Source organism: Candidatus Zixiibacteriota bacterium (assembly GCA_022865345.1).
Classification (GTDB): domain Bacteria; phylum Zixibacteria; class MSB-5A5; order MSB-5A5; family RBG-16-43-9; genus RBG-16-43-9.
This window is the reverse complement of record JALHSU010000236.1, coordinates 1-5,887: the sequence shown is the minus strand read 5'-3', so window position 1 is coordinate 5,887 and position 5,887 is coordinate 1. Positions and strand designations below refer to the sequence as shown.

At 44.7% G+C, this 5,887-nt stretch carries 4 protein-coding genes; all 4 read right to left on the bottom strand.

Annotated features, from left to right (window positions below):
- Positions 1-344: 344 nt before the first annotated feature.
- Positions 345-1,658 (bottom strand): TolC family protein, encoded by a 1,314-nt coding sequence (locus MUP17_11210; GenBank protein MCJ7459549.1) that lies wholly within the window; start codon positions 1,656-1,658, stop codon positions 345-347.
- A 16-nt stretch (positions 1,659-1,674) separates the two neighbouring features.
- Positions 1,675-4,746, bottom strand: coding sequence for an efflux RND transporter permease subunit (locus tag MUP17_11205; protein ID MCJ7459548.1), 3,072 nt, complete (start codon positions 4,744-4,746; stop codon positions 1,675-1,677).
- Positions 4,746-5,669, bottom strand: a complete 924-nt coding sequence (locus MUP17_11200) for an efflux RND transporter periplasmic adaptor subunit (protein ID MCJ7459547.1) — start codon at positions 5,667-5,669, stop codon at positions 4,746-4,748. Before MUP17_11200 ends, MUP17_11205 begins: the two co-directional genes overlap by 1 nt.
- A gap of 9 nt (positions 5,670-5,678) precedes the next feature.
- On the bottom strand, positions 5,679-5,887 hold a 209-nt coding region (locus MUP17_11195), incomplete at its 5' end, for a hypothetical protein (GenBank protein MCJ7459546.1).

The window sequence follows — 5,887 nt, the reverse complement described above, 5'->3', positions numbered from 1 at the left end:
CCCCTAAGATTTCAAAGAGCTTTTGCTTAATCCCCTCGGGATAAGCTTTTGGACTACATCCTCTTCTATTTATCGACATCCAGAAAGCAGATTTAACCTGTAAATAATTTAACTGTTATTATTAAAAAAGCAAGAGGAAAATGCAGTTAAAAACCAGATTTTGAAGTCCAAGGGGGTTTTTGATTTAACCCCTCCGGAATTTTTTCAGAGTATTGAAATTCATCAATTGAATAAGAAAAGCATCGACATTTCTTTATGCCAATGTTTTGGGTAGTTGCCCAATTTATTGGGCGCTTTTTTTTGTTCGATAAATCGAGCAACTACATTACTGGCCACTGACCACTTTATTCCTGCCCCACTGCTTTATTATACTGTGCCTGGGCTCTTAGATAATCCGCCAGGGCTTGAAGGTAATTTATCTGGGCAAAGGTTAGGGCTAATTCGGCATCCATTTCCTCTAAACTGGTTATTATCCCCTGGGCATATTGAACCTTGGCAATGCGCAGGCTTTCCTTTGCCTGATTGACAGTTTCTTGCTGAGAAAGGATCGTCTCTTTGGCTAAATCAAGGCTGGTGACTGCCTCTTTTACCTCCAATTTTATACCTTCTTTTAAATCCTGTTCTCCCAGGTCTAATTGTTTCAAATCTGACCCGGCTTGATTAACTTTAGAGCGTGTGGCAAAACCATCAAACAAGGGGAAACTCAAAGAGAAGGTGATATTCCAGTTACTATCCCATCTCTTCTCGCCGTAAAAAGGGTTTTCATAATCGTAATTAGCGATGCCAAATAGTGAAGGCTTGTTACCAGCCCGAGCAATTGCCAGACCCTTTTGTGCTATCGTCCTCTGAAGCTCTAAAGATTTCAGTTCCGGCCTCTGTAAAAGAGCTTCTTGAGTTGCACTTTCCAGTTTTACTTCTACTGGTTTGAAAAAAAGCTCACCCTTCAGCTCAACTTCTGCCTCTTGAGCAAGTCCTAATATGTTTTTAAAAAAGCTTAAACCTAAATCATATGCTTGTTTTGCCTGAAGTAACGGTGGTCTGGCATTGGCTAACTGAACCTTTGCCCTTAAAAGATCGAATTCTGAGGCTTGACCAGCTTTGTATCTCAAATCTACGGTTTTAAGATGTTCTTCGATATTCTTTAGAGCCTCCTCCCTTACCTGGATAAGCTCCCGGGCTAAAAGAGCCGAATAGAAAGAGCTGGTCACATCATAAGTTATTTTCTGCTTATTTTTATTATAATTCTCCTCCTCCAATTTGAGATTCAACTTGGAGAGGGAGTAACTGTTCTGGATTCTTCCCCAGGTGAAAATCGACTGCTGGAGTGAAAGCCCAAAATCGAAATTATCGTGAAAACCGGTTTTGAACTCTCCCTTGAAAAAACCAGGAACGGAAACACTAATACTGGGAATTACCCCTAAATATGTATAAGTCCCTTGAAATGAAAGCTGAGGGTAGAAACTTGATTTCGCCTCTGAGATCTTAAACCCTGAAGACCTGATCTTCTCCTTCTGGCTCAAAAGGGTTCTATTATTCTGGTAAGCGGTTTCAAGGCTTTTCTCCAGGTTCAGGATTAGTTTCTCCTGAGAAAAGGAAGGAGAGCTAAACCAGAGAATGAAAAAAACAACCAGAGTTATTTTCAGACAGGACTTCAGCATATTCCCTCCTTATTTTTTATCCACCGATTTTAATGTTCCTTTTTAAAAACTCTCCAAAATTATCCACCATCACATAGGTTACCGGCACCACCAGCAAAGTCAAAAGGGTTGAGGTAATTAAACCACCGATGACTACAATTCCCATTGACTGCCTCCATTCTGCACCCTCTCCTATTCCTAAAGCCGCCGGCAGCATACCCATGATCATAGCCGCAGAGGTCATAAGGATGGGACGCAGACGAACAGGCCCCGCCTTGAGTAATGCCTCTTCCCTCCCCATCCCCCGTTTTCTCAAAGTAATCGTATAGTCGATCAACAAAATCGAGTTCTTGGTTACAATACCCATCAGCAGAATTATCCCCACCATAGCCATCATGTTGATCCTCTGTCCGGTCAGGAATATGGCTAAAAGCGCCCCCACCACTGCCAGGGGTAAAGCTAACATGATGGTGAAAGGATGCAGAAAAGAATTAAACTGGGAGCCTAAGACTATGTAAATGAAAATCACGCCAATGACTAAAACCAAGATCATATTATAAAACATCTCGCCCATCATCTCTACATCGCCTCTCTGTTCAATCTTATACCCCGGAGGAAGAGGGTAATCAGCTAACTTTTTGTTTAAGTCCTTAACAATATCCCCTAATGGCCGGTCAACTAAGTTGGCGGTGAGTATAGCCACCCTTTCCCGGTTCTGCCTGTTGATCTGGGTAGGACCAACCCCTTCCTGCAGGCTGGCTATGCTGCTCAAAGGAACTGCTATTCCAGCCGGAGTCAAAATGTTGACAGAGGCGATGTCCTGAAAGTTATTCTTCTGCTCTGGAGGCAAAATCACCCTTACGTCTATCTCTTTTTCGCCTTGTCTCAGTTTAGTGGCAACATCCCCGTCCACCAGGAACCGAAGGGTCATTGCTATCTGGGCAGTAGAAATGCCCAAACGGCTCGCTTTTTCACGGTCAACAATCACTCTCATCTCCGGCTTGCCACTCCGGATAGAGCGGTCAGGATCTGCCACCCCGGGGATTCTTTCCAGCATGTCCAGGACCTTGGCTGAAACCTCATCCAGAACCCTGATCTCCGGACCTTTGATATACAAAGTCAGGGGGTAATCCTGTTGCTGACCTTCGAACATCCCTATCATAGCCACTTGAGATTTCAGGCCAGGCACCTCAGAAAGTCTTTGTCTGATCTCTTTTTCAACCTCCACTGTCTTTTTCTTCCTGTCTTTCAGGGGAACAAGTTCTACTCTGATAGTCCCTTTATTAGAAGCACCAGCCTGAAGCCCGATAGTGGTGAAGACAGATTGCACTTCAGGATAGGTGAAAAGTATCTTCTCTACTTCTGTTGCAGTTTTTTCCATGGTCTGAATGGAGGTACCAACCGGCTCTTCTAAGATAACGTTGAATTCCCCCCTGTCTCCTTGAGGCATGAACTCCTTACCCAGTAAAAAGGTCAAGCTCAGGCTCAGGAAGAAAAGTATTATGGAGGTGGCGATGATCAAGAGTTTGTATTTTAAAGCCCAGGCTAAGGTCTTTCCGTAAGATTGATTCAGGCTATGGTATCCGCGGTTAAACGGAGCAAATAATCTTTTCAAGAGGCTGTCTTTATCTTTTTTCTCTTTTACTAAGACCTTGGCTGAAAGCATCGGTGCCATGGTGAAGGAATCCCACAGCGAATACAAAACCGCGAACACGACCGTGAAGGCAAAAGCTTTAAAGAATTTTCCCACGATTCCGCCCATGTAAGCGGTTGGCACAAAGACTGCGATGATGGTGAAGGTGCAGGCCATAACTGCCAGACCGACCTCAGAGGTGCCGAACCGTGACGCTTCCTCCGGGTCCATACCTTCCTCCACGTGCCTGAAGATATTCTCCCGCACTACGATGGCATCGTCGATCAGGATACCCACGCACAATGACAGGCCCATCAAGGTCATCATATTTATGGTATAGCCGAAAACGCCCATCATAACGAAGGTGGCAAGAATAGATGTCGGGATGGCTAAAGCGGCTATTATGGTGCTTCTGAAATTTCCTAAGAAAATGAATATTACCAGTGTCGCAAAAATTGCACCCAGGTACAGGGTGCGCATGGTCTCGTTTACTGATCTGCGGACGAATTTCGACTGGTCTGAAGCTATCTCTATGCTGGTTCCGGCTGGGAGCTCCTTTTTAAGACTGGCTATGGTTTTCTTCAGCCTGTCGCATACCTTGACTGTATTTCCTCCAGATTGCTTGTAAACGATAAAGGAAACCGAAGGTCTGCTATTTAGCTGGGCAATCTCTCTTAGCTCTTTGAAAGAATCCTTGACTGAAGCCACATCCTTTAGATGAACCGGAGTTCCCTGATAATTAGCCACAGGTATCTTTCCGATATCCGAGACTTCCTGAAACTCACCTGTGGTTCTGAGCACGAACTCCTGCGGCTGAATTTCTACCCTGCCGCCAGGGATGTTCAAATTTTCCCGGGACAGGCTTCCGATCACCTGATCAACTGAAAGATTATAAGCTTTAAGCTTATTTTTGTCTACCTCGACCTTTATTTCCCGCTCTAACCCTCCGATTAAATCGACCTGAGCTACCTCTTCTGTCTGCTGAATCCGGTTTTTGACCTTATCGTCTGCCAGGACCCTCAGCTCATCCAAGGGAAGGTTGCTGGCCAGCGAGAAAATCATTATCGGCGTGGCTGTAACGTCAAACCTGGCAATGGTCGGTTCGTCCATATCCTGGGGAAGTTTTGAGCGAATTTCGGAAAGCTTTTGTCTGACATCTGAATCTGCGTCCCGGACTTTGACCCCGATATCAAACTCCAGCAAGATCTGGGAAAAACCTTCGGCTGAAGTGGAGTAGATGTTCTTGAGCCGGTTGATTGCACTCATAGCTTCTTCGATCGGCTTGGTTACCTGGTTTTCGATCTCCTGGGCACCCACACCAGGATAGACCGCAGTAATAGATATGTAAGGGAATTCCACGTCCGGCATCAGATCGATGCCGATGCGGCTATATGAGACTACCCCCAGTACTAAAACCGCCAGCACCTGCATAACGATGAACACAGGCCGGCGAATGGATAAATTAGGCAGAAACATTATCTTCCTTCTCCTTTAACAATCCTCACCTTATCCCCCGGCTGCAATTGACTCTGACCTAAAACGACCAAACTATCCTGAAGGCTAAGACCGCTTTTTATGTAGGTCAGACCCCCGTCGCTAAATCCCGTCTGGACCATCCTTTCCTCTGCTTTACCATTCTTAACCACGTAGACTTTTTTCTTCCCGGCTTCGGTCAGAACAGTATATCTGGGAACCAGAATCAAATTATCAGTCTTGCCAGTGGCTAAGTCTACCTCCGCAAACATCCCCGGTTTTAAGAGATGATTTGGATTGGGTATGGTTATCTCCGTGCTGGCAGTACGGGCTAAGCTGTTCAAGGTAGGGCTGATCAAGGTGATCGCTCCATAGAAGTCCCTATCAGGGTAAGCATCAACTCTGATCTTCGCCTTCTGATCTAATCTTACCTTGGGCAAATCCTCTTCTGTTACCTGGATTATTATCTTGACTGAATCCAGGTTCAATATTTGAGCCAGGGGAGTGCCTCCCCCACCTCCAGAAGGTTCGTTTACCTGTGCCCCTTTATCCAGGTATACTTTTCCTACAACCCCCTCGACCGGAGAGATCGTTTCAGCCAGTTTAAAATCCAGTCCGGTTATATCCCGGTCAATTAATGCAACCACCTGATCTTTTTTTACCCTGTCCCCCTCTTTGACTTTCATCTCTACTAATTTACCTGAGGCTTTGGGATAAATCTGTATCTCTTCTACTCCCTTGACTTCACCAGTGTAATTAAGGATTGGGGTATAAGGAGTTGCTTTCACCATCTCCACTTCAACTGGCACGATCCTTTCCTGAACCTCTGTTGTCTGAGCGTTCCTCTGTTTCAGGAAAACCATTATCCTGAATAAAACAAAAAACAGGATCAAAAGGACAATTAGAATAACGATCATTTTTTTCATCTTTACTCCCTATCTGTCATGAGTTTTTTGCCTTTTTACCAGCTGGCTAAGTTCATTTAGATGTTTTATCTCGGTCTTCAAATGGAAAATCCCTTTTTCCAGTATGAATTTCCAGTTGAAGGGCATCTTGCAGCACCCCTCCTGGTAGATTTTTTCGATTTTTTCTATTACTTTACGAAGTTGCACTTTCTTTTTGGAAAGCGAATCTAAAATCTTTT